This window comes from Actinoplanes sp. NPDC023714 (assembly GCF_040639855.1).
Lineage (GTDB): Bacteria > Actinomycetota > Actinomycetes > Mycobacteriales > Micromonosporaceae > Actinoplanes.
On record NZ_JBFAAR010000002.1, the window covers coordinates 514,007 to 533,255 of the forward strand.

Below are 19,249 nucleotides of genomic sequence, written 5' to 3' on the forward strand. Positions count from 1 at the left end.
CTCGCCGCCATGGCCGACCCCGAGTTCCGCGCCCTCTTCCGCGATTACGACGCCGCCCACGGCTGGCCCCTCGACGATCCGGGCCTGCCTGCCCTCGCCGCCCGCACCCGGCACTGGTCCACCCGCCAGCCGGCCACCACCGAAGCCCCAGCCGCCGATCCGGCAGCGGGCCGCCTGGCCGCGGCGACAGCCTCTGCCGCCTCTCCCGCATGGCGCGGAATCGCGCCGAAATAGCGAAAACCCTTTGAGTACGAGGGCGCAGACCGCCCCCAACCGCACATCCCCCGTCCCGCCCGCACGACGCGGGCCCCTGCCCACTCCAGGCCGTCCGGCGCCCACCGGCGATGGTGCATGGTCACCCCTGACCCGTCCCCTCCTCCCGAGCCAAACTGGGCCAACGACGACGCACGGCCGCTGTGCCGCGGCCGAATCCGCTCGGCTGTAGTCCGTGGTCGTGACACGCCGGTTGGAACAGCCGTGTGCTGCAGCCAGGCTCGCTCGGCTGCAGTCGACGGTCGTGACACGCCGGTTGGTACAGCCGTGTGCTGCAGCCAGGCTCGCTCGACTGCAGTCCTGCGCTGCGCCACGGTTGCCGGGCAGCAATACACAACAGCCGCCCACAACCCGCCGCCACGTCATCCCCAGTCGCAGCCGACTCCGCTTCCCCGGCGGGGAACACCGTCAGGACGCCTGCGATCTCGGCAGCGCTGCTCTGCTTCCCTGGCCGGCCACGACCACCGCCGCCCACGGCCGGTGGCGAACGGGACCGAAGTGATTCTGCGACTGCCGGGTCGTGAGGACGGCGATGCTGATCGTGGGGGCCAGGGAGCGATCCGCCGGCTCGCGGGCTACGGCAACGCGGGACTGCGCGGCGGGTTCGCCATTCGACTGGTTGGGCGCGTCGTTCTGGTGGTCTCGGGTCTCCTCCTGGCCGGATGGGGGAGCCGGCGGCCCGCCCGATGAAGCCGCCGGAGGTTACTTGCTGGTAGCGCTTCCGACGGGAAGTGCGTAGGTTGCCGCTGTGAGCAAGGGTGTTGTTCTGATCACCGGCGCTAGTGCCGGGCTCGGTGAGGAGATGGCGCGGCAGTTCGCGGCGCTCGGTTACGACCTGGCGCTGTGTGCCCGGCGGATCGGGCCGCTGGAGAGGCTGCGGGCGGAGCTTCCGGAGCGGCGGGTCGAGGTGCGGGAACTCGACGTCACCGACGACGCGGCGGTGTTCCGGGTGTTCCGGGAGTTCGCGGCGGTGTTCGGGCGCATCGATCGGGTCGTGGTGAACGCCGGGCTGGGCAAGGGGGCGCCGCTCGGCACGGGACGGTGGGACGCCAACCGGGAGACCGCCATGGTGAACTTCGTCGGGGCGCTCGCGCAGACCGAAGCCGCGCTGGAGATCTTCCGGACGCAGGAGAGGGCCCACCTCGTCCTCATCTCGTCGATGTCGGCGCTGCGCGGGATGCGGCGGTCGATGACCACCTACGCCGCCACGAAGGCCGGGGTCGCCGCCATCGCGGAAGGGGTTCGGTCCGAGCGGATCCCCGGCGTGGACGTCTCGGTGATCTATCCGGGCTACATCCGGTCCGAGATGAACGCGCGGGTGCGGCAGGGGACGCCGTTCATGGTGGACACCCCCGTCGGTGTACGCGCGATGGTCGCGGCCATCGAGAAGCGGAAGGTCAAGGCTTATGTGCCGGCCTGGCCGTGGGTGCCGATCGGGGTGGCCCTGCGGGTGCTGCCGCTGTCCTTCGTACGAAAGATGGTTTGATCTTGGCGAAGTTGTTGCTGGTCAGGCATGGTCAGGCGTCGTTCGGGGCGGACGATTACGACGCGCTCTCCGATCGGGGGCATGAGCAGGCGCGGGTGCTCGGGCGGTCGTTCGCGGCGCGCGGGATCCGGCCCGGGCTGGTGCTGCGCGGAACCATGCGCCGGCACGAGGAGACCGCGGCGGGAACCGGGATCGCGGTGGAGACGCGCGTCGATCCGGGGTGGGACGAGTTCGACTTCCAGCACGTCGTCGAGGTGCATCGGCCGGCGTTCCGGGACCGCGCCGCGATGATGGCCGAGCTCAACGGGCACGACCGGCCGGACCGCGCCTTCCAGGAGATCTTCGAGGAGGCGACCGGCCGCTGGTGCTCGGGGACGAGCGATCTCGAGTACGCCGAGTCGTTCCCCGCGTTCCGCGACCGCGTGGCCGGCGCCCTGGAGCGGGCCGGGAAACTGCTCCGCGAACACCGGGAGATCGTCGTGTTCAGCTCGGGCGGCCCGATCGCGATGGCCGCGGCGCTGCTGACCTGCGGCGACGATCGGGACGTCACCGCCGTGTGGACGGCGCTGAACCGGGTCGCCGTGAACACCGGCGTCACCAAGCTGATCGGCGGGCGGCGCGGGCTGTCGATGTCGGTCTACAACGAGCACCCGCACCTGGAAGCCGAGCCCGGACTGCTGACCTACCGCTGAGCTATCGCCGTTTCCGTCGGCCTGGAGGATTCGTCATGGTGATCAAGCCCCGGCGGTGGACGCCGCCCCCGTTCGCCGACGCCGGTCCGACCGGGCCGTTCCGGGTGCGCAAGCGGCTGCCGACCGGCGGGCACGGTCCGGAGGACGTCCGATTCGCTCCGGACGGGGCGGTGGTCACCGGTCTGGAGGACGGTTCGATCGTACGGGTCGACTCGTCGACCGGGGACCGGACCGTCCTCGGAACGACCGGGGGCCGGCCGCTCGGCGTGTGGCCGGCCGGCGACGCCGTGATCGTCTGCGACCACGACCGGGGGCTGCTGGAAATCACGAACGGCGAGGTCACGGTGCTGGCCGACGGGTTCACGTTCGCCAGCAACGTGGTCCGCGGCCGGGACGGGACGATCTGGTTCACCACCTCGACCAGCCGGTGGACGGTCCAGGAACACCTCGGCGACATCATCGAGCACTCCTGCACCGGCCGGCTGATGCGCCGCGACCCGGACGGGACCATCACGACACTCATCCCCGACCTGAAGTTCGGCAACGGGATCGTGCTCGCGCCCGACGAGTCGTACCTGCTCATCGCCGAGACGTCCGGCTACCGCATCCGGCGCTACCGGCTGACCGGTCCGTCGGCGGGCCGCAGCGAGATGTTCGCCGAGAACCTGGCCGGCTTCCCCGACAACATGTCGCTCGGCAGCGACGGCCTTCTCTGGGTGGCGATCGCCGCGCCCCGCAACCACCTCGTCGACCGCCTTCTCCCGCTGCCCGGTTTCCTTCGCGTCCTCGTCTGGAGCCTGCCCGATTCCGTACGACCGAAAGCCGTCCCCATCGCGTGGGTGATGGCGTTCTCCCTGGACGGCCGGCTGGTCCACGACCTGCGCAGCACCGACGGCTCCTACGGCTTCGTGACCTCGGTCGCCGAGCGGGACGGCGTGCTGATCGCCGGCAGCCTGACCGAGAGTGATCTGGCCGTCGTGGCCCTGGAGTGAGTCCGGGCGGCCGACCCGCAGCGGCTGTCCGCCGCGCTGACCGGAGGGCTCGCCCTGGTGTAGACAGGGGCATGGCCTCCTTCGTGCTGATCCACGGCGCCGGTGACGTCGGGTGGTACTGGCATCGCGTCGAAGCCGAGCTGCGCGCCCTCGGCCACGACACCGTCGCGCCGGATCTGCCGTGTGACGACGACACGGCGGGACTGGCCGAATACGCGGATGCGGTCGTCGCGGCGGTCGGCGACCGGCGCGATCTCGTGGTGGTGGCGCAGTCGCTCGGCGGGTTCGTGGCGCCGCTCGTCGGCGACCGGGTCGCGGTCGGCCTGATCGTGCTGGTCGCTCCCATGATCCCGGTGCCGGGGGAGGCGCCCGCCACCTACTGGACCGATACCGGATACCGGTCGGAGGGCGACCACGACGACCTGTTCTATCAGGACGTCGAGCCGGCGCTGGCCGACGAGGCGCGCCGGCGGGGACGCCGCCAGTCCGAGGCGCGGCTGGGCGAGCCGTCGCCGATGGTGACCTGGCCCCCCGTACCCGTGAAGGTGTTGATCTGTCGCGACGACCGGCTCATGCCCGTGGCGTTCCAGCGCCGCGTCGCGCGGGAGCGGCTCGGCGTGGAGCCCGACGAGATCGACGGCGGGCACACGCCGGCGCTGAGCCGCCCGGGGGAGCTGGCCCGGCGCCTGCACGGGTACGTGACCGGGAAACCGTCGTGACCTATCCGCGGACCAGGGGCACGTCGAGCCGTTCGCGCAGTTCCTCGAAGGTGATGCCGAAGGTGTCGCGGACCACCACGCCGTCGCTCGTGATGATGAACGTGGCTGAATCCGTGTAGATCCGGTCGACGCATCCGAGGCCCGTGAGCGGGTAGGAGCACTCGGGGACGAGCTTGGGTGAACCGTCCTTCGCGAACAACGTCATCATCACGTAGACGCTCTTCGCGCCGACCGCGAGATCCATGGCGCCGCCGACGGCCGGGATGGCGTCGGGCGCGCCGGTGTGCCAGTTCGCGAGGTCCCCCGCGGCGGACACCTGGAAGGCGCCCATGACGCAGACGTCGAGGTGGCCGCCGCGCATCATCGCGAACGAGTCGGCATGGTGGAAGTAGGACGAGCCCGGCAGCTCGGTCACCGGGATCTTGCCGGCGTTGGTGAGGTCCGGGTCGACGGCGTCACCGGTCGCGGCCGGGCCCATGTTGAGCATGCCGTTCTCGGTGTGCAGCACGATCCCGGCGTCGGCCGGCAGGTGGTCGGCGACCAGGGTGGGCTGGCCGATGCCGAGGTTCACGTAGGAGCCGGGTGCGATGTCGCGGGCCACGATCGCGGCCATGGCGTGCTTGTCGAGGCTCATACCTTTACCACCCGGTCCACGTAGATGCTCGGTGTCACGATCACTTCCGGGTCGAGGTCGCCGGTGTCCACGATCTCGCTGACCTGGGCGATGACGAGCGACGCGGCGGTCGCCATGACCGGGCCGAAGTTGCGGGCGGTCTTGCGGTAGACCAGGTTGCCCATCCGGTCCGACCGGTGGGCCCCGATCAGCGCCACGTCCCCTTTGATGGGAAATTCCAGGACGTACGTCCGCCCGCCGATCTCGCGGGTCTCCTTGCCCTCGGCCAGGGGCGTGCCCACTCCGGTGCGCCCGTAGAACGCGCCGATGCCGGCCCCCGCCGCGCGCATCCGCTCGGCGAGGTTGCCCTGCGGCACCACCTCCAGCTCGATCTTGCCGGCCCGGTAGAGGCCGTCGAAGACCCACGAGTCGCTCTGCCGGGGGAAGGAGCAGATCATTTTCCGTACGCGGCCCTTCGCGAGCAGCGCGGCCAGGCCGGTGTCGCCGTTGCCGGCGTTGTTGGACACCACGGTCAGGTCCGTGGCGCCCTGGTCGATGAGCGCGTCGATCAGCTGCACCGGCATGCCGGCCATGCCGAACCCGCCGATCAGGACCGTGGAGCCGTCCTCGATCCCGGCCACGGCCGCGGCGGCGGTGTCACAGATCTTCATGAGTTCTCGTTCTCGAGTACCACGGCGAGGGCCTGGCCCACCCCGATGCAGATGGCTGCCACGCCCCACCGGCCGCCGGACTCGCGCAGCCGGGCCGCGAGGGTGCCGAGGATCCGGCCGCCGGACGCGCCGAGCGGGTGTCCGATGGCGATCGCGCCGCCGCGGGCGTTGACGATCGCGGGGTCGACGCCCCACGCGTCGACGCAGGCGAGCGACTGGACGGCGAAGGCCTCGTTGAGCTCGACGGCGCTGACGTCGGACCAGGTGATGCCGGCGCGCTTCAGGGCCTTCTCGGCGGCCTCGACGGGGGCGAAGCCGAAGTCCTGGGGCGCGTTCGCGTGGACGCCGCGGCCGGCGATGCGGGCGAGGGGTTCAAGTCCGATATTTCGGGCGCCCGCCTCGGATCCGATGATCAGGGCGGAGGCGCCGTCGTTGAGGGGAGAGGCGTTCCCCGCGGTGATCGTTCCGTCGGGGCGGAAGGACGGTTTGAGGCCGGCGAGCTTGGCCGATGTCGATCCGGGGCGGATGCCCTCGTCACGGTCGAGATCGACGCCGGGCACCTCGACCACCAGATCCCGATAAAAGCCGTCATTCCACGCTTTATCGGCATTGTTGTGTGAGGTGGCCGCGAATTCGTCCTGCCGCTCCCGGCTGATGCCGAACCGATCGCCGAGCGCTTCGTTCGCCTCACCCAGCGAGACCGTCCACTCGGCCGGCATCGCGGCGTTGACCAGCCGCCAGCCGAGCGTCGTCGACACCGCCGTGACGTTCCCGGCCGGGTAGGCGCGCGACGGCTTCGGCAGCACCCACGGCGCCCGCGTCATCGACTCGACGCCGCCGGCCACGACGACGTCCGCGTCCCCCGACTCGACCGTGCGCGAGGCGGTGATCGCGGCGTCGAGCGACGAGCCGCAGAGCCGGTTCACCGTGGTGGCGGGCACCGAGACGGGCAGGCCGGCGAGCAGCACCGCCATCCGGCCGACGTTGCGGTTGTCCTCGCCGGCCTGGTTGGCGCAGCCCCACACGACGTCGCCGATCACCGCCGGGTCGAGGCCGGGGGCCTTGGCGAGCACGCCTTTCAGGGCGGCCGCCGCGAGGTCGTCCGGCCGGACCTCGGCGAGGGCGCCCCCGAACCGGCCGAACGGCGTTCGGGCCGCTGCATAGAGGTACGCGGAGTTCATGTCTCCAACCTATGACGTGCCACCGATTGACTCCAATACTGAATCGCCGCCGATTGATAGCCTGTACTTATGGAACTGCGCCATCTCCGCTCGTTCCTGGCGCTCGCCGAGGAGCGTCACTTCGGCCGCGCCGCCGAACGGCTGCACATCGCCCAGCCTGCCCTCTCCCAGCAGATCAAGCAGCTCGAGCGGGAGTTCGGGGTGGAGCTGGTCACCCGTACCACCCGCCGCGTCGAGCTGACCGAAGCCGGACACCGGTTCGCCGACCACGCCCGGGCCGTGCTGGGTTCCGCGGAGCGGGCAGCGGGCGACATGGCCCTGGTCGCTTCCGGTCAAGCGGGCCGCGTCTCGGTCGGTTTCATCGGCACCGCCACCTACGATCTGCTTCCCGCCGCGGCGCGTGAGGTCAGAAGACAATTGCCTTCCGTACGTCTGGAGCTCCATGGCGAGATGTTGAGTCCAGCTCTGGTCGCCGGGCTGATCGACGGCACTTTCGACCTGGTCGTCCTGCGTCCGGACGGGGCCGCCCACCCGGAGATCTCGGCACGCGTCCTCCGCAGCGAACGTCTCGTGGCCGTCCTCCCGGACCGCCATCCCCTCGCCGGACGGGGTCCCGCAGCCGGCAGGCGCCCCCCGGCCGGCCAGCCGTCTCCGCCCGGCCCGCAGCCTTCCGCGGCGCTCGATCTGGCCGAGTTGCGCGACGAGCCCTTCGTCATGCACTTCTCCGGCCACCGCTCGTCGATGCACGAGCACGTCCTGGCCGCCTGCGCCGCCGCGGGCTTCCACCCCGACCCGATCACCGAGGTGGGCGAGACGGCCACCCTGGTCGTCTTCGTGGCGGCGGGCATGGGGGTGGCGCTGGTACCCGAGCCGGTGCGAAGCCTGGCCCTGGAGGGAGTCGCCTACCTGGAGTTGACCGATCCGCCCACGGTCGACCTCGCGATGGCGACCCGGACCGGCGAAACCTCCCCGGCCGTCGCCCGGGTGGCCGAGATCATCAGTTCACTGCGCTGAGCGGTCTACAGCCACAAGATTTCCATCAGCGCAAGTGCGATATCCCGAAACGTTCCCGGATATGAAACTCGGGCGAATGCCGTGGCCGTCCCCGATGCCCCCGCGGACAATGAAGGAATGGCGCAGCAATCACTATTCCCGACGAGGCATCTCCGGGATTGCACGCTGCGCCGCAACCATTCTCCGGAGGCCGAGGAATTCCGGCGTGAGCACAAAAGGCACCGAGCATGGGGGTTGAAGCAGAGGCATGAGCGGCGGTTGCGGCAGTTGAGGGCGGCCGAGGAGCCGGTGGCACCGCAACCGAGGTCTGAGCCGGAGCCGCAGCCAGACCCGGAAACTCCCTTGCCTTCGCCCCCGTCTCCTTCTCCGGCTGTTCCTGTCGCCGTGGCTCAGGGATGTCGGCCGCCATTCGCCGCTCGCCTTGGCTTTCGCGGTGATGGGGAGGCGCGCCAACTTTGTTTTTCGCTTACGTCGTATCGGTGCGGGCGGAGCCCTCCGGTGGCGACATTCGATGCGTTGAGGAAGCGGGCGCCGTGGCTAGGATGAGTGACGGCGGACACACGACTGGTGGACACACGGGCTGGTGGGCAAGCGGCTGGCGGACAAGCGGCTGGCGGACAAGCGGCTGGCGGCGGCCATGGACGGCGGACATCCGGGGCGGAGGTGGTCGGTGGCTCGAGGGCTGAGCACTTTCAGTACGGCTGATCTACCCGCTGAGCAGCGGATCGGGTTGTGGGAGGACCACAACCGGGCCGCTCTGATCGGGCTGCGGTGCCGGATGCTCGGGGAGGATCCGTTCGACGGGGCTGAGCAGAACCTGCAGCTCGACCGGGTTCATCTGGCGCGGGTCCGGGGGAACGCCCATGTGGTGGAGCGTCCGGCCGAGGTGATCCGGCGCAGTCCGGCCGATGCGATCGCCGTCTATGTCGCGGTGGCGGGGGAGGCGTTCTTCTACCACGGTGACGGGGTGCTGGTGCTGAAGCCCGGGCAGGTGTTGATCTGCGACGCCGACCGGCCGTTCATGCGAGGGTTCTCGCGCGGGCTGGAGGAGTTGGCGATCAAGGTGCCGCGGGGTGTGTTCGAGGCGTCGACCGGGCTTGCCGAGCTCCGTGGGCCGGTGGTCCGGGAGGAGCGCTCCGCTCGTACGCTCGGAAGGCTCGCCCATCGCACCCTGCGCGACCAGGTCGCGAATGAGCGGGACCGGGCGGTGGATGAGCGGGACCGGGCGGTGGGTGAGCGGGACCGGGCGGCGGATGAGGAGAGTTTGCTCGCACTGGTGGCGAGCATGGTCGGAAGCGGTCGTGATCCGGGGGCGGTGCATCTCGCGAACGCCCGCGCGTTCATCGAGGAGCACCTGACCGAGATCGGTCTCACGGCGGCTCGGGTGGCGGCCGGCGCGGGGATCAGTGAGCGGCATCTGTCGCGGGCTTTCGCGAGTTCGGGCACGAGTCTGCCGCAGTTCGTCCTCGGGCGGCGTCTGGAGCGGGCGAAGGCTCTGCTCGCCGCGTCGCCGTCGATGACCGTGGCGGAGGTCGCGGTGGCGTGCGGGTTCGGGTCGGCCGCGCACTTCTCGCACGTGTTCCGGGAACGGTTCGGGGTGCGCGCCTCGGAGATCCGCCGGGCGGCGGGCGACCCCGGGCATGCGGCGGGCGGCGCCTGACCTGCGGTTCCCGGGCATGCGGCGGGCGGCGCTTGATCCGCGGTCTCCGGGCATGCGGCGGGCGGTGGCCGATCTGCCGTCTTCCGGGCGCGATCGGTCGAAAACGCTGTCCGCGGGTCGCGGCGGGGCGGGTTCGGGGTTTCGCCATAGGTTCGCGTTTCCGCCTACTCCCGGGCGAGGCCTTGCCGTGCGGGGTGGGTGCGCGTCCAGACTGGGCCGGCAGTGATCCGGCGCACGGGTGGAGGCGGCGTGGCAGTCATGGAGACCGATGTCCTGATCGTCGGGTCGGGGCCGGCGGGTGCGGCGGCGGCGATGCTGCTGTCGACGCTCGGTGTTCCGAATGTGATGATCACTAAGTACCGATGGACCGCCAACACGCCGCGGGCGCACATCACGAATCAGCGGGCCATGGAGGTGTTCCGCGACGCCGGGATCGAGGAGCGGGTGCTCGCCGACGCGACGCCGCACGAGTTGATGGGTGACACCGTCTTCTGCACGGCGATCGCGGGCGAGGAGATCGGGCGCATCCTGACCTGGGGGACGCACCCGGGACGCCACGGCGACTACCGGCTCGCCTCGCCGTGCCTGCCGGTGGACATCCCGCAGACCTATCTCGAGCCGATCCTGGTCCGCACCGCGACCGAGCGCGGCACCCAGACCCGGTTCTCCACCGAGTACCTGTCGCACGTGCAGGACGCCGACGGTGTGGACGTGCGGGTGCGGGATCGGCTGACCGGCCAGGACTACACGATCCGCGCGAAATACCTGATCGGCGCGGACGGCGCCCGGTCCGCGGTGGCCGCCGACATCGGACTGCCGATGGAGGGCGCCATGGACATCGCCGGGTCCATGAACATCACTTTCAAGGCAGACCTTTCCGCGTACGTGGGTAACCGGCCGTCGGTCCTGTACTGGGTCATCCAGCCCGGCTCCAACGTCGGCGGCATCGGCGCCGGCCTGGTCCGGATGGTGCGCCCGTGGAACGAGTGGCTGATCGTCTGGGGCTACGACATCGGCGGGCCGCCGCCGGTCGTCGACGACGCCGCGGCCGTGGCGATCGTGCGGAGCCTGCTCGGCCTCCCGGACATCGAGGTGGAGATCACCGGGGCGTCGCTGTGGGGCAACAACGAGATGTACGCGACCCGCCTGCACGAGGGCCGGGTGTTCTGTGCCGGCGACGCGGTGCACCGGCACCCGCCGTCGAACGGTCTCGGCTCGAACACGTCGGTGCAGGACGCCTACAACCTGGCGTGGAAGCTGGCGGCCGTCCTTCGTGGGTACGGTGCAGCCAGTCTGCTCGACACGTACACCGAGGAGAGGGCCCCGGTCGCGAAGCAGATCGTCACGAGGGCGAACCGGTCGAGCCGGGAGTTCGTGCAGTTCTTCGAGGCCCTCGGGCTGCTGGACGCGCGGGACGAGGCGGAGATGGCGGCGCGGATCGAGGAGCGCAAGGAGAACACGCCGGCCGGGGCGGCGAAGCGGGCCGCGCTCGTGTCGGCGATGGAGCTGAAACACTACGAGTTCAACGCGCACGGAGTGGAGCTCGGGCAGTTCTACGAGTCCGCCGCCATCGCCGGCACGCACCGGAGGCCGGAGCCGAGCCGCGATCCGGAGCTCTACTACGAGCCGTCGACGGTGCCCGGCTCGCGCCTGCCGCACGTCTGGGTCGGCGACGCCCGCACCCGGATCTCCACGCTCGACCTGGCGCCGTTCACCCGGTTCACGCTGATCACCGGCATCGCCGGGTCGGCCTGGCAGCCCGCCGCCGAGAAGGTGGCCGCCGAGCTCGGGGTGCCGCTCGCCACCGTGGTGATCGGTCCCGGTCAGGCGGTGACCGATCTGTACTACGACTGGGCGCGCGTCCGCGAGGTGGACGAGGCGGGGGCCGTGCTGGTCCGGCCGGACAAGCACATCGGCTGGCGATCGCCGGGGATGCCGGCCGATCCGTACCTCGCGCTGCGCGACGCGCTCGCGGCCGTCCTCGGCCGTAAGTTGTCGGTATGAGCCTCAGCTTCACCCACGAGACGCTGCCGCAGCGGGTCGTCTTCGGGTCCGTCGCGTCGCTGGCCGACGAGGTCGCGCGTCTCGGGTCACGTCCGTTCCTGATCGCGTCGGAGCGCACCCGGGTCGCGCTGCCGCACGCCGTCCGGCACACCGAGGTGGTCATGCACGTGCCGGTCGAGGTGGCCGCGCGGGCCCGCGCCGCGGCGGCCGAGAACGACGTGGACGTCCTGGTCAGCGTGGGTGGCGGCTCGGCCGTGGGGCTGGCCAAGGCGGTGGCGCTCACCAGCGGCCTGCCGATCGTGGCGGTGCCCACCACCTATGCCGGCTCGGAGGTCACCCCGATCTGGGGCATGACCGAGAACGGTCGCAAGACCACCGGCGCTGATCCGCGCGTGCTGCCGCGCACGGTCCTCTACGACGCCACCCTGACGGCGTCCCTGCCGGTCGATCTCGCGGTGGCGTCCGGCCTCAACGCGCTCGCGCACGCGGTGGAGGCGATGTGGGCGCCGCGCACCGACCCGGTGAATCGTGCGTTCGCGCTCGAGGGAATCCATTATCTGCGCGCCGGACTGCCGATTCTCGACTCGTTCAAGGGCCGTCAGGAAACGCTTCTCGGCGCCCATTTCGCGGCGGTCGCGTTCGCCTCGGCCGGTTCCGGTCTGCACCACAAGATATGTCACGCGCTGGGCGGCATGGCCAATCTTCCGCACGCGCAGACCCACGCCGTGGTGCTCCCGCACGTATTGGCTCTCAACGCGCCGGCGGTCTCCGACCGCCTGGCTCAGGCCTTCGGCGCGGCCTCGGCGGTCGAGGGCCTTCATGATGTGTACGAGGAGATCGGCGCACCCCGTTCCCTGCGCGAACTGGGGCTTTCCGAGGAGGACATTCCGCCGGTGGTCGACGCCGTTCTGGAGGCCGTTCCGCCCGGCAATCCGGTCCCGGTCACCGCCGCGAATCTGACCGCGCTGCTGCGCCGCGCCTGGGCAGGGGAGGACCCGCAATGACGACCGAACAGCAGAATCGCGAGGCCCGGCTGACCGACCGGGTCGTCGCCTCGTTCGACGGCACCCCGGATCCGCGGCTGCGGGAACTGATGCGTTCCCTGACTCGGCATCTGCACTCCTTCGTCCGGGAGGTGCGGCTCACCGAGGAGGAGTGGCAGCGGGCCATCGCGTTCCTGACCGCCACCGGGCACATCACCGACGACCGCCGGCAGGAGTTCATCCTGCTCTCCGACGTGCTCGGCGTCTCGATGCAGACCGTGACGGTCAACAACGAGGCGTACGGGGACGCCACCGAGGCGACGGTCTTCGGCCCGTTCTTCGCCGCCGGCTCGCCCGCGGTCGAGCAGGGCGGCGACATCTCCGGGGGCGCGGCCGGCGAGCCGTGCTGGGTGTCCGGAACCGTGACGGACACGTCCGGCGAGCCCGTTCCCGGGGCGCGCATCGAGGTGTGGGAGGCTGACGACGACGGCTTCTACGACGTCCAGTACGACGACGACCGGGTGGCGGCCCGCGGTCACCTCTTCTCCGACGACGCGGGCGCCTTCCGGTTCTGGGCGATCACCCCGACGCCGTATCCGATTCCGCACGACGGCCCGGTGGGGCGCCTGCTCGCGGCGACGGCCCGCTCGCCGATGAGGGCGTCGCACCTGCACTTCATGGTGACCGCTCCCGGGATGCGCACCCTGGTGACGCACATCTTCGTCCGCGGCGACGCCCTGCTGGACAGCGACAGCGTCTTCGGGGTCCGCGACTCCCTGGTCAAGGACTTCACGTCGTGCCCGCCGGGCACGCCCACCCCGGACGGCCGCGATCTGGGCGGCCGGGGATGGTCCCGGGTCCACTTCGACATCGTCCTGGCGCCGCGGAGCCCGTGACGGAATATGGTGATTCGACCCGTATTTGTTTGCTGATCAAGGGAACGGGTAGGTAGTTGATCTCGCGAGAGGAGATCACGATGCCAGACCCGGACAAGTACCCGCCGCTCGACCCGGGCGCGCCGATTCCGGACGATCCGGGCGAACTCTCGCCGGACAACCCGGATCCGCTTCCTCCGGCGCCGTCCGAGCCCGCACCCGAGCCGGCCACCGAGCCCGGCGCGGTGCCCGAGCCCGCGTAAGAACGGGCTCGCATAAGAGCGGGCCCGCGTAAGAACGAGCCCGCATCCACCGGGCCCGCAGAAACCGGGCCCGCGGAAATCGAGCCCGCTCAAGCATCAGACCCGTGATCGGGCCGGGGAGGGATCCCCGGCCCGATTCTCACTGCTGCCGGCCGACCATCTCGGTGATCCAGATCGGGGCGTAGGGCGAGGTGCAGTTCGGCGGCGTCGGGTAGTCCTTGAGCACCTCGAGCCGCTCCCCGATCGCGATGGCGCGGGCCCGCAGCCCGGCGTGCGAGATGCCGATCTGCGCGAGCGCGTGGTTCATGGCCCACTGCAGCCGGTCGGGCGCGGCCTTCATCTCGGTCTCGATGACGTCGAGCAGCCCGTTCAGATCGAGCCCCTCGGGTTTCTTGGCGATCCGCTCGGTGGTGAGCGCCCACCCGGCACTCGCGACGACCGGATCAGGATCGGACAGCCACGCCAGCCGTAGCTCCTCGGCGTACGGGCTTTTCTTGACCACGTAGTTGACCAGCCAGTCCTGCACCTTCGGCGTCCGCGCCTCGCGCAGCATGGCGTCCAGCTCGTCCTTCGCGAACTGCCGCGGCCGGCACACCAGCAGTGCCAGCAGCCGCGCCGAGGAATCGCCCGACGCCCACAGCTCGCGCGCGAGATCGGGCTGCGTCTTGAGCCGCTTCGCCACGGCGCGCAGGGCGCCCAGGTTCACCCCGTGGTCGTCACCGTGCCGGCGGTTCACGTCGAGGATCTTCGGATCCTCCAGCGCCGCGAGCTCCTCGCGCAGCTCTTCGAGCGTCGTCACATGACCTCCCCGTAGTCCGGAGACGACCGTACCCGCGCGCGGCGCCGCGCGGGACCCTAGCTCGAGCCCATCCGGAGCAGGGCGTTGCCGCCGAGGAGCAACAGATCGGCGCCGGCCACCAGCATCATGCTGAGGTAGAGGCGGCGCGCGGACTCCTCGTTCTCGCCGCCGGTCATGCCGCGGATCGCGATCACCAGGGCGGCCAGGACCAGCGGGATGCCGCCGATCAGCAGGTAGCCGACCGATGACGGGGTCTTGCCCTGGGCGACCAGCAGGGTCACCATCGTGGCCGGGACGATGCCGAAGAAGACCACGGCCAGGCCGGCGTACAGCCGGAGAGGGCCCAACGCGTTCGTCATCTGCGGAATCCTAGCGGCGACCGTTTCCGGTCCCGGCGGGCGGGACTTATGTTCGAGCCTGTGACCGGGTTCCGGCTTGCCGACGCGGTGGCCGACGTCTACGACGACCGGCGGCTCGAGGTCGTGCTGCGCCGGCTGCTGCGGCACACGGCGCGGCTCACCGGGTCGGCCGCCGGCAGCGTGTCGCTCGTCGACGCGCACGCCGGGAAGTACACGAAGGCCGCCGAGTACGGGGCCTCCTGCCGGCTCGGCGCCTCCTTCCCGCTCGACGAGGGCGCCACCGGCCGGGCGTTCGGGTGCCGGCGTCCGGTGGTGATCCCGGAATACGGCCGGCTGCGGTCCGGCCATCTGGCCGGCGACGATCCGGCGCGGCGGGGAGCGGCGGCGGCCGTGCCGATCTGGTGGCGTGGCGACGTCATCGCGGTCAGCGTGATCTTCGCGCCGGACGCGAGGACCGTCCGGGACCTCGACGACCTCGAGGCGCTCACCCAGGCGGCGGCCGCGGCGATCATGCGCTCCGGTCGTACAGAGAAGCCCTTGAATGCTCCTGAATCGCCCGGAATGACGCTCACGCCGCGCGAATGCGATGTCCTCCTCCTGCTCAGGCACGGGCTGACCTATCGGGAGATCGCCAGCCGCCTATGCATTTCGCCGAAAACCGTCGACAAACACATCGGCGCGATCCTCCGCAAGACCGGCACCACGAATCGCACGGCCGCCGTCGTCACCGCCCTCGACAACGGCTGGATCCGATAGGGAGTTCTCCCCATACCGCGACCACGACGCCCGCGGATTCACTGGGCGCATGCCCGTCGTACCCATGAAGGAGATCCTCGACCGCGCCCTGGCCGATCGATACGGGGTGGCCGCTTTCAACGTCGTCAATGACCTGAGCACCGAGGCGGTCCTGGCCGCGGCCACCGAGGAACAGGCGCCGGTGATTCTGCAGACTTCGGTCAAAACCGTTCAGATGTACGGGCGGAGCCGGCTGTTCGCGATCGTCGACGCGATGATGCGGACCGCCGGCATTCCGGTCACTCTCCATCTCGACCATTGCCCGGATCGCGCGGTGATCACCGATTGCCTCGCGGGCGGGTGGAATTCGGTGCTGTTCGACGCGCACGAGCTCGACGTCGCCGAGAATCTGCGGCAGACGACCGAGGTGGTCGCCGAGGCCCGCCGCGCCGGCGCGCACGTCGAGGGCGAGATCGAGGGGATCCAGGGCGTCGAGGACGATCTGGGGTCGGACGAGGCGCCGGCGATCCAGGACCTCGAAGTGGCGATCGACTTCATCAAGAACAGCGGCGTGGACTGCTTCGCGCCGGCCATCGGCAACTCGCACGGGCAGTACCGCCGCACGCCGTCGCTGGACGCGCGGCGGGTCAGCGACCTGGTCGCGGCGACCGGCGTGCCGATGGCCCTGCACGGCGGCACCGGCCTCTCCGACGAGCAGTTCACCGACCTGATCGCCCGCGGCTGCGCCAAGGTCAACATCTCGACGGCGCTCAAGGAGAGTTTCATGATGTCCGGGCTGGAGCATCTGCGGACCGCCGCGGAACGCGGGAAATGGGATCCGCCGGCGCTGTTCCGGCATCAGCGGGCGGCGGTCCTGGAAATGGCCCGCCGGCACATCCGGCTCTTCGGCGGATCGGGGCGAGCCTGGTGACCGCGCTCGTCTTCGACTGCGACGGCGTGCTCGCCGACACCGAACGCCACGGCCATCTGCCGGCCTTCAACGCCACCTTCGCGCGGTTCGGCCTCCCGGTCCGGTGGAGCGAGCGCGAGTACGGCGAGAAACTGCGGATCGGCGGCGGCAAGGAACGGATGGCGACCCTTTTCGAGGAGGGGATCGCACGGAGCGACGACCGTACCGAAACGCTCGCGACCTGGCACCGCGCCAAGACGGCGGCATTCCGCGCGCTGGTGGCCGAAGGCCGCCTCCCGGCCCGTCCCGGAATAGCCCGGCTCATCCCCGAGGCGCTGCGGAAGGGCTGGACCGTCGCGGTGGCGTCGACGTCGGCCGAGGAATCGGTGCGCGCCGTTCTGGAGAACGCGGTCGGCGCCGAGACGGCGCGGCGGATCCCGGTATTCGCGGGCGACGCGGTCCCGGCCAAGAAACCGGACCCGGCCATCTACGAACTGACCGTCGAGAGCCTCGGCCTCGACAAGTCCGCGACGCTCATCGTCGAGGACTCGCGGAACGGCCTGCTCGCCGCCACCGACGCGGGCCTGCGCTGCCTCGTCACGGTGAACGGCTACACCGAGGACGAGGACTTCTCGGAGGCCGTTCTGGTGGTGAGCGAGCTCGGCGATCCGGGCCGGCCCGCCATCGAGATCCTGGCGAATCGCGGCGCCGCGCAACCCGGCGACTATCTGACCCTCGACGATCTGCGCGCCTGTCTGGAGGAACCGCGATGAGCATTCCGGAGACCGAGCGGGTGGTCCGGACGATCGCCGAGACCGCCATCGCGAACGAGAGGTTCTTCGGCGACCTGGATTCGGTGGTCGGCGACGGCGATTTCGGCTATTCCCTGGCCCGCGGATTCGAGAAACTCCTCGAAGGCTGGGACGAGCTGGATCGCAGCAGCGACGGCGCATTCCTGAAACGCACCGGCATGGTCATCGCCTCGCGGATCGGCGGCACCTCCGGCCCGCTCTGGGGGACCGCTTTCCTGCGGGCCGGAATGGCAGCGGACGGCACCGACGTGGACGGCACCGATGTGGTCGGCATGCTGCGGGCCGCCATCGAGGGCATCAAGCAGCGCGGCCGATCCGACGTCGGGGACAAGACGCTGCTGGACGCGCTGGTGCCCTACACCGACCGGCTGGAGCGGGAGCTGGGCCGGGGCGCCGGCGTGCGGGAGGCGCTGCGGGCGGCCGCGGCGACGGCCCGGGAGGCGGCCGACGCCACCGGCGGCATGGTCGCGAAACGGGGGCGCGCGTCCTACACGGGCGAGCGCAGCAGAGGTTCGGTGGACGCCGGCGCCGTCGCGGTGGCCGTGCTCGCCGAGCGCGTCAGCGAGACCTGGTCGAGTCAAGGAGCGGCGTCGTGAAGAAGTTCGTGAACGATCCGAAGAGTTTCGTCCCGGAGATGCTGGAGGGCATCGCCCTCGCCAATCCGGAGACCCTGCGTTACGTCCCCGCCTACAACCTCATCATGCGGGCCGGCGCGCCGTCGGAGAACAAGGTGTCCATCGTGCAGGGATCCGGTTCCGGGCACGAGCCGGCCCACGTCATGGCGGTCGGCCGGGGAATGCTCGACGCGGCCTGCCCGGGGGACGTCTTCGCGGCGCCGCCGATGGACTACGTCTACGAGACCGCGAAGCTGCTCTCCTCACCTCAGGGCGTGCTGCTGCTGGTGAACAACTACACCGGCGACCGGATGGCGTTCGACATGGGCAAGGAGATGGCCGAGGCGGACGGCGTACGCTGCGAGATCCTCACGATCAACGACGACGTCGCGGTGCAGGACTCGCTCTACACGGTCGGCCGGCGCGGCGTGGCCGGCAACTTCTTCGTCATCAAGGCGGTCGGCGCCGCGTCCGAGCAGGGCGCCGGCATGGACGAGCTGCTCCGGATCGGCCGGAAGGTCAACGACGTGACCCGGACCATGGGCGTGGCGCTGACCGCCTGCACACCGCCGGCGAAGGGGTCGCCGCTGTTCGAGCTGGGGCCGGGCGAGATGGAGTTCGGGGTGGGGATCCACGGGGAACCGGGGCGCGAGCGCAGGCCCCTGAAAGCAGCGGACGAGATCGTCGACGACCTGCTCGACGCCGTCGTACCCGACCTGCCCTATGAATCCGGAGATCGGGTCGCACTGATGATCAACGGGCTCGGCGGCACCCCGATCAGCGAGCTCTACATCCTCTACCGGCACGCCCATCGCCGGCTGGCCGGCCGCGGCGTCACGATCGGGCGCAGCTACGTGAACGAGTACTGCACCTCGCTCGACATGGCCGGCGCCTCACTCACCCTGGTCCGCCTCGACGACGAGATCGAGTCCCTGCTGGCGGCGCCGGCCGAGGCGGCCGTCCGGATGTTCTAGTAGAGCCAGCGGTCCAGGACGGCCGGCCAGAAATGGTCGTCGTGGGAGCCGTCGCCGACCGCGGGCGGGTCCAGTTCGCGGATCCGCTCGAGCAGCGCGGCGATTTCGGCGAAGGTCTGCTCCTCGGCCTCCGGCGATTCGTCCCAGCGGGCCAGGGCCACCGAACCGGTCACCCAGCTGCCCACCAAGTGCAGCGACCACAGCCAATGCACAATCGACGAGTTGACGAAGCGCATCCCCGCTTCGGTGGAATGCTCGACGACGGCGCCGGTCACCGCGGCGGCGCCGAAGACGCGGTCCTGGCCGCCCGCCTGCGCGAGCTGGTACATCGTGGGCTTCACCTGGAACGACACCACGTCGACGAGACCGTCGATGATCGGCACCCCGCTCGTGACGAGCGCCGATTTCTGCTGTTCGGGCAGTTCCCAGGAGGCGAGTTCCGGTTCGCCGGCGCGTATCACCCGCCCGGCGCCCGCCCATGTCTCGACCGCGTCGAATTCCGGAGGCTGGGGAAGAGCATCGGTAGGCACGATCGCGAGAATAGTAGGACCGTTCGGTCGATGCTCGCCGATATCAGTACGCAGGATCTCATTGTTACCGACATGTGGTTTCCCACCCCA

General features: G+C 70.6%; 22 protein-coding genes. 16 read left to right on the plus strand and 6 right to left on the minus strand.

The window, feature by feature from the left end:
• Nucleotides 1–9 precede the first annotated feature (9 nt).
• From AB0G10_RS10205 to AB0G10_RS10225, 5 genes are all read left to right on the plus strand, one after another.
• Complete coding sequence (locus AB0G10_RS10205) at nt 10–234, plus strand: hypothetical protein (RefSeq protein ID WP_360918456.1); 225 nt, start codon at nt 10–12, stop codon at nt 232–234.
• Nucleotides 235–1,021: 787 nt separating this feature from the next.
• Nucleotides 1,022–1,759 (plus strand): SDR family oxidoreductase, encoded by a 738-nt coding sequence (locus tag AB0G10_RS10210; protein ID WP_360918457.1) that lies wholly within the window; start codon nt 1,022–1,024, stop codon nt 1,757–1,759.
• A 2-nt stretch (nt 1,760–1,761) separates the two neighbouring features.
• The gene (locus tag AB0G10_RS10215; RefSeq protein WP_360918458.1) at nt 1,762–2,451 is read left to right on the plus strand and encodes a histidine phosphatase family protein; all 690 of its coding nucleotides are present in this window, start codon (nt 1,762–1,764) and stop codon (nt 2,449–2,451) included.
• Between the two features lie 35 nt (nt 2,452–2,486).
• Nucleotides 2,487–3,443, plus strand: a complete 957-nt coding sequence (locus AB0G10_RS10220) for an SMP-30/gluconolactonase/LRE family protein (RefSeq protein WP_360918459.1) — start codon at nt 2,487–2,489, stop codon at nt 3,441–3,443.
• A gap of 71 nt (nt 3,444–3,514) precedes the next feature.
• Nucleotides 3,515–4,162, plus strand: a complete 648-nt coding sequence (locus tag AB0G10_RS10225) for an alpha/beta hydrolase (RefSeq protein ID WP_360918460.1) — start codon at nt 3,515–3,517, stop codon at nt 4,160–4,162.
• 1 nt (nt 4,163) lies between these two features.
• Here the strand turns inward: AB0G10_RS10225 and AB0G10_RS10230 are convergent, their stop codons facing one another.
• Genes AB0G10_RS10230 through AB0G10_RS10240 form a run of 3 tightly spaced genes read right to left on the minus strand, consistent with a single transcriptional unit; the run spans nt 4,164 to nt 6,627 of the window.
• The gene (locus AB0G10_RS10230; RefSeq protein WP_360918461.1) at nt 4,164–4,796 is read right to left on the minus strand and encodes a 3-oxoacid CoA-transferase subunit B; all 633 of its coding nucleotides are present in this window, start codon (nt 4,794–4,796) and stop codon (nt 4,164–4,166) included.
• Nucleotides 4,793–5,446 carry a 3-oxoacid CoA-transferase subunit A gene (locus AB0G10_RS10235; protein WP_360918462.1) on the minus strand — a complete coding sequence of 218 codons (654 nt, stop codon included), beginning with the start codon at nt 5,444–5,446 and terminating at the stop codon, nt 4,793–4,795. The genes AB0G10_RS10230 and AB0G10_RS10235 overlap by 4 nt, the downstream gene beginning before the upstream one ends.
• Nucleotides 5,443–6,627 carry a thiolase family protein gene (locus AB0G10_RS10240; RefSeq protein ID WP_360918463.1) on the minus strand — a complete coding sequence of 395 codons (1,185 nt, stop codon included), beginning with the start codon at nt 6,625–6,627 and terminating at the stop codon, nt 5,443–5,445. The genes AB0G10_RS10235 and AB0G10_RS10240 overlap by 4 nt, the downstream gene beginning before the upstream one ends.
• Nucleotides 6,628–6,696: 69 nt before the next feature.
• Between AB0G10_RS10240 and AB0G10_RS10245 the strand changes: the two genes are divergently transcribed.
• The 6 genes from AB0G10_RS10245 to AB0G10_RS10270 all read left to right on the plus strand — a co-directional run bounded on the left by AB0G10_RS10245 (nt 6,697) and on the right by AB0G10_RS10270 (nt 13,426).
• Nucleotides 6,697–7,641 carry a LysR family transcriptional regulator gene (locus AB0G10_RS10245; RefSeq protein ID WP_360918464.1) on the plus strand — a complete coding sequence of 315 codons (945 nt, stop codon included), beginning with the start codon at nt 6,697–6,699 and terminating at the stop codon, nt 7,639–7,641.
• A gap of 583 nt (nt 7,642–8,224) precedes the next feature.
• Nucleotides 8,225–9,301, plus strand: a complete 1,077-nt coding sequence (locus tag AB0G10_RS10250; protein WP_360918465.1) for a helix-turn-helix domain-containing protein — start codon at nt 8,225–8,227, stop codon at nt 9,299–9,301.
• 258 nt (nt 9,302–9,559) lie between these two features.
• Entirely contained in the window at nt 9,560–11,305 is a 1,746-nt protein-coding gene (locus AB0G10_RS10255; RefSeq protein WP_360918466.1) for an FAD-dependent monooxygenase, read from the plus strand.
• Nucleotides 11,302–12,309: a maleylacetate reductase gene (locus AB0G10_RS10260; RefSeq protein WP_360918467.1), complete on the plus strand. Its 1,008-nt coding sequence runs from the start codon at nt 11,302–11,304 to the stop codon at nt 12,307–12,309. Before AB0G10_RS10255 ends, AB0G10_RS10260 begins: the two co-directional genes overlap by 4 nt.
• Nucleotides 12,306–13,184 (plus strand): intradiol ring-cleavage dioxygenase, encoded by an 879-nt coding sequence (locus AB0G10_RS10265; protein ID WP_360918468.1) that lies wholly within the window; start codon nt 12,306–12,308, stop codon nt 13,182–13,184. Before AB0G10_RS10260 ends, AB0G10_RS10265 begins: the two co-directional genes overlap by 4 nt.
• A gap of 80 nt (nt 13,185–13,264) precedes the next feature.
• Nucleotides 13,265–13,426 (plus strand): hypothetical protein, encoded by a 162-nt coding sequence (locus AB0G10_RS10270; protein WP_360918469.1) that lies wholly within the window; start codon nt 13,265–13,267, stop codon nt 13,424–13,426.
• A 139-nt stretch (nt 13,427–13,565) separates the two neighbouring features.
• On the opposite strand, the gene AB0G10_RS10275 is transcribed toward AB0G10_RS10270, so the two are convergent.
• Nucleotides 13,566–14,225: a DNA alkylation repair protein gene (locus AB0G10_RS10275; RefSeq protein ID WP_360918470.1), complete on the minus strand. Its 660-nt coding sequence runs from the start codon at nt 14,223–14,225 to the stop codon at nt 13,566–13,568.
• A gap of 56 nt (nt 14,226–14,281) precedes the next feature.
• Nucleotides 14,282–14,584 carry a hypothetical protein gene (locus AB0G10_RS10280; protein WP_360918471.1) on the minus strand — a complete coding sequence of 101 codons (303 nt, stop codon included), beginning with the start codon at nt 14,582–14,584 and terminating at the stop codon, nt 14,282–14,284.
• A 60-nt stretch (nt 14,585–14,644) separates the two neighbouring features.
• On the opposite strand from AB0G10_RS10280, the gene AB0G10_RS10285 reads away from it, so the two are divergent.
• Genes AB0G10_RS10285 through AB0G10_RS10305 form a run of 5 tightly spaced genes read left to right on the plus strand, consistent with a single transcriptional unit; the run spans nt 14,645 to nt 18,629 of the window.
• Nucleotides 14,645–15,340 (plus strand): LuxR C-terminal-related transcriptional regulator, encoded by a 696-nt coding sequence (locus AB0G10_RS10285; protein WP_360918472.1) that lies wholly within the window; start codon nt 14,645–14,647, stop codon nt 15,338–15,340.
• Nucleotides 15,341–15,389: 49 nt separating this feature from the next.
• Nucleotides 15,390–16,250, plus strand: coding sequence for a class II fructose-bisphosphate aldolase (locus tag AB0G10_RS10290; protein WP_360918473.1), 861 nt, complete (start codon nt 15,390–15,392; stop codon nt 16,248–16,250).
• Nucleotides 16,247–17,002 (plus strand): HAD-IA family hydrolase, encoded by a 756-nt coding sequence (locus tag AB0G10_RS10295; protein ID WP_360918474.1) that lies wholly within the window; start codon nt 16,247–16,249, stop codon nt 17,000–17,002. The genes AB0G10_RS10290 and AB0G10_RS10295 overlap by 4 nt, the downstream gene beginning before the upstream one ends.
• Nucleotides 16,999–17,637 carry a dihydroxyacetone kinase subunit DhaL gene (gene dhaL / locus AB0G10_RS10300; RefSeq protein WP_360918475.1) on the plus strand — a complete coding sequence of 213 codons (639 nt, stop codon included), beginning with the start codon at nt 16,999–17,001 and terminating at the stop codon, nt 17,635–17,637. The genes AB0G10_RS10295 and dhaL overlap by 4 nt, the downstream gene beginning before the upstream one ends.
• Complete coding sequence (locus tag AB0G10_RS10305) at nt 17,634–18,629, plus strand: dihydroxyacetone kinase subunit DhaK (protein ID WP_360918476.1); 996 nt, start codon at nt 17,634–17,636, stop codon at nt 18,627–18,629. The genes dhaL and AB0G10_RS10305 overlap by 4 nt, the downstream gene beginning before the upstream one ends.
• Here AB0G10_RS10305 and AB0G10_RS10310 read toward each other — a convergent pair.
• Nucleotides 18,626–19,159, minus strand: coding sequence for an SUKH-4 family immunity protein (locus AB0G10_RS10310; protein ID WP_360918477.1), 534 nt, complete (start codon nt 19,157–19,159; stop codon nt 18,626–18,628). The genes AB0G10_RS10305 and AB0G10_RS10310 overlap by 4 nt on opposite strands.
• Nucleotides 19,160–19,249: the final 90 nt, after the last annotated feature.

Bases quoted from the DNA above. Each gene is read 5' to 3' on its own strand.
- AB0G10_RS10230 (WP_360918461.1), bottom strand. From the start codon at position 4,796: ATGAGCCTCGACAAGCACGCCATGGCCGCGATCGTGGCCCGCGACATC.
- AB0G10_RS10245 (WP_360918464.1), top strand. From the start codon at position 6,697: ATGGAACTGCGCCATCTCCGCTCGTTCCTGGCGCTCGCCGAGGAGCGT.
- AB0G10_RS10290 (WP_360918473.1), top strand. From the start codon at position 15,390: ATGCCCGTCGTACCCATGAAGGAGATCCTCGACCGCGCCCTGGCCGAT.
- dhaL (WP_360918475.1), top strand. From the start codon at position 16,999: ATGAGCATTCCGGAGACCGAGCGGGTGGTCCGGACGATCGCCGAGACC.
- AB0G10_RS10265 (WP_360918468.1), top strand. From the start codon at position 12,306: ATGACGACCGAACAGCAGAATCGCGAGGCCCGGCTGACCGACCGGGTC.
- AB0G10_RS10270 (WP_360918469.1), top strand. From the start codon at position 13,265: ATGCCAGACCCGGACAAGTACCCGCCGCTCGACCCGGGCGCGCCGATT.
- AB0G10_RS10235 (WP_360918462.1), bottom strand. From the start codon at position 5,446: ATGAAGATCTGTGACACCGCCGCCGCGGCCGTGGCCGGGATCGAGGAC.
- AB0G10_RS10255 (WP_360918466.1), top strand. From the start codon at position 9,560: ATGGAGACCGATGTCCTGATCGTCGGGTCGGGGCCGGCGGGTGCGGCG.
- AB0G10_RS10225 (WP_360918460.1), top strand. From the start codon at position 3,515: ATGGCCTCCTTCGTGCTGATCCACGGCGCCGGTGACGTCGGGTGGTAC.
- AB0G10_RS10205 (WP_360918456.1), top strand. From the start codon at position 10: ATGGCCGACCCCGAGTTCCGCGCCCTCTTCCGCGATTACGACGCCGCC.
- AB0G10_RS10260 (WP_360918467.1), top strand. From the start codon at position 11,302: ATGAGCCTCAGCTTCACCCACGAGACGCTGCCGCAGCGGGTCGTCTTC.
- AB0G10_RS10220 (WP_360918459.1), top strand. From the start codon at position 2,487: ATGGTGATCAAGCCCCGGCGGTGGACGCCGCCCCCGTTCGCCGACGCC.
- AB0G10_RS10280 (WP_360918471.1), bottom strand. From the start codon at position 14,584: ATGACGAACGCGTTGGGCCCTCTCCGGCTGTACGCCGGCCTGGCCGTG.
- AB0G10_RS10240 (WP_360918463.1), bottom strand. From the start codon at position 6,627: ATGAACTCCGCGTACCTCTATGCAGCGGCCCGAACGCCGTTCGGCCGG.